Genomic DNA, 3,130 nt, shown 5'->3' on the forward strand with positions numbered 1-3,130 from the left:
ACAAACCTTCTTTCAAAAAATATCATAGCGTCTGCGGTGCCGAAGTGGCGGAACTGGCAGACGCGCTAGATTCAGGGTCTAGTGGGCGAATAGCCCGTAGGAGTTCGACCCTCCTCTTCGGCACCATCTTCAACGTAGTTTTTCATCTCACGATTCTGTATCATTGCATTCAGCCACCTCATATCATTATCCTTGTTCAGGAGCTAAGTTTCTGTGATCTTCTTAAGAAGATGCGCGAGATCGAACAGCTTCTTGACAATTATTTTTTTACAAGGATATGATGATTAAGGTTTACTTTCTCGCATGGGTGGTTCTTAAGAATGCGGGTTCGTAGACTTTTATGGTAATCCATGAGTCAACCGGAGGGCTTTTCAATCCATGCCTGCCAATTTAACGCCCCAGTACCTGGAAGCCGAGGAGCGATATAAGCAAGCCAAAGACAACCAGGAACGAATGAAAGCTCTCAAAGAGATGCTTTCCACCATCCCCAAACACAAGGGGACGGAAAAATTACAGGCCGATATCAAGAGAAGGCTGGCCAAATTGCGGGATGAGATGGAGCACAAAAAGGGAGGGCCAGGCAAGAGGCGCGTTTCTTTTCATGTGGAAAGAGAGGGAGCTGCACAGGTGGCCATTGTTGGTCCTCCCAATGTCGGGAAATCCCAACTGCTTGTCCGGTTAACGAATGCCTCAATCGAAGTCGCGGACTATCCCTTTACGACCCGCACCTTCCATCCGGGCATGATGCCCTATGAGAACATCCAGATCCAGTTGATTGATCTTCCTCCCATTTCTGCGGAGCATATGGAGAACTGGGTGCCCATGATTATCCGCGACGCCGATCTGATTCTGTTAATGATTGACTTGAGTCGCGATGATTTCACGGAACAGATCGGGTCAGTAGGAAAAGCACTGGAGGCTCATAACATCAAGCTGGTGAGGAGCCCGAACCGCATAGCGGAAGATGACCGGGAAGGCTCCAAAGAGACACTTATCGTGGGGAATAAGATTGATCTGGAAAGAGCAAGAGAGAATTTTGAGGAATTAAAAAGGCTTTATGGAGCAGATTTCCCCATCCTTGGCATCTCTGCTTCCAAATCCATTCATCTGGAAGAATTGAAGAGATCCCTGTTTCAGATGCTGAATATCGTTCGCGTCTATTCCAAACCCCCGGGGAAGGAGCCTGATGTCTCGAAGCCGTTCATTTTCCAAAAGGGAAGCACACTGCTCGACTTCGCCGGAGCTGTGCATCGGGATTTCGTCCAGAACCTGAAGTTTGCTCGCGTCTGGGGTTCCGGAAAATTTGAGGGGCAGAGGATTCACCGGGATTATCTCCTAACCGATGGTGATATCATTGAGCTGCATACCGGATGAGAATGATAAAAAGTGTCCGATAAGCTTTTATTCTATGGATTGAGACCTGTGTGGCATTCGGTACAGAGCATCTCCTTCCAGGCATCACCGATATCTTCAGGATGCTTGAATTCCAGCGCTTGATTGAGTTCGGCAATTTCCATATTTTCAGGGCTTCCCTGCGCGCTGATGATGTGGCACTGGTCGCAGTTTTTCCGGATAACCTTTCCCTCCTGGCTCTTATGTCGATCGTTGTGGCAACGAAAACATCCATTGAACTCAATGTGGCCGATCTGGTTGGGATAGGCGCTCCAGCGGACTTTCATCTCCGGGAAGATGTTCTCGGAGAATGCCTGCTGAAGACCTTTGACAGATTCTTCAACTAGTTTCCTCTTGCTCTCATAAATATCGGGATAGGCCTCTTTGTAGAATCTGTGAATCTCCATTTCGATTGCTTTCATGGCTTCTTCCGTTGTCTTGAACTCGTTGCCACAGATCTTCATGGCGAGGGATTTTATTTCCGGCAGTTCCGTTGGAATTTCACCGGCTTTCATGGCATCGTTAACAAAGAAGGCTGGGGGGCGATAGAGATGGGAGGGGCGGTTGTGGCAATCCATGCAATCCATGACGCGGCTTTCCCTCTTCTTGATCTCTTCAGCACTCAGCGGCGCATCCTGATCCTGATAGGTAACCTGCTCACCTGTTTTCAAATTTGTATAGCGAACCCATGGCAACTTCTCACGCTCCTCATCGGTGGCGATGTATTCTACCCTGACATCAGGATTGATGTGCCAGTGAATTCCCTCTCTCAGTCCCAGAGCCGGATGCTCCGCTCCTATCTTCATGATCAGATAGATATTCCACTGGGTATTCTTCTGGTCGGGCAGGTAGTGACTCTCCATGCGAAGCTTCTGTGCATAAAATTTCTCAGGCCAGTGGCATTCTTCACATGTCTCTCGGGCGGGGCGCAGATTCTCAATGGGAGTGGGAATAGGCTGGGGATACACATGAGAAAGAACAGCGTAAACCTGATAAACTCCTGAGAGCTTCGAGCGAACATACCAGTTGGCACCAGGACCGACATGGCAACTGACGCATTTGACACGAGCATGCGGAGAATGCTGGTAAGCTTTGTGCTCCGGATACATCACCTGATGACAGAGAGTCCCGCAAAAGGTCACGGACTCAGTAAAATGAAAGGCTTCGTAGCTCCCTATGGCCGACATGAAGAGGAGGGTTGTCGTTCCGATGGAGAAGATGAAAAAAGCGTTCCGATGCCTCGGATCATTCAGGTCAACGCGCGGCCAGGGGGGTCTCTCCATCATTTTCAGTTTTCGGTCACGCCAGATCTGAAAGAGCATGCCAATCGGAATCAGGATCAAGCCGAGGATCATGAAGGCGGGAAGGAGAATGTAAAGAACGAGTCCAATGTAGGCATGGCCTGGTTTCCATAGGATGGACATCGCGAAACCAAAAGCAATCATGAAGAGGGCGATTAAGGCGATGGTGGCCCCGATCAGCGTGATCCAGTTCTGAGTGGAACGCGGGAGTTGAAATTTCATCTCATTCTTCCTTTGCATATCAAAAGAAGCTCCATCCCAAAAACGAAGCCCATTCAGGTTAAAAGACAACCCATAAGATCTTTTTTATTATAACCTAAATTGAGCGATTCTTGTTATGAATGGTAGTTTACCCACCTCCATACATGGATTCAAGGACCCCGCGGCTTGGGAAGCCCATTTTGATAAGTCAATGGAGGATGATTTTTCTTCCCATC

2 protein-coding genes and 1 tRNA gene are annotated in these 3,130 nt (G+C 48.6%); 2 read left to right on the forward strand and 1 reads right to left on the reverse strand.

The features are described 5' to 3' along the window. The first annotated feature begins 38 nt into the window (after positions 1–38). Together AB1756_05470 and AB1756_05475 are read left to right on the forward strand one after the other, a co-directional pair. Positions 39–126, forward strand: a tRNA-Leu gene (locus AB1756_05470). 252 nt (positions 127–378) lie between these two features. Beyond that, the gene (locus AB1756_05475) at positions 379–1,374 is read left to right on the forward strand and encodes a GTPase (protein MEW5806778.1); all 996 of its coding nucleotides are present in this window, start codon (positions 379–381) and stop codon (positions 1,372–1,374) included. Positions 1,375–1,406: 32 nt separating this feature from the next. Here the strand turns inward: AB1756_05475 and AB1756_05480 are convergent, their stop codons facing one another. Continuing rightward, a complete protein-coding gene (locus tag AB1756_05480; protein MEW5806779.1) occupies positions 1,407–2,915 on the reverse strand; it encodes a NapC/NirT family cytochrome c in 1,509 nt (502 codons plus the stop codon). Positions 2,916–3,130 lie beyond the last annotated feature (215 nt).

Source organism: Acidobacteriota bacterium (assembly GCA_040752675.1).
Taxonomy (GTDB): domain Bacteria; phylum Acidobacteriota; class Polarisedimenticolia; order JBFMGF01; family JBFMGF01; genus JBFMGF01.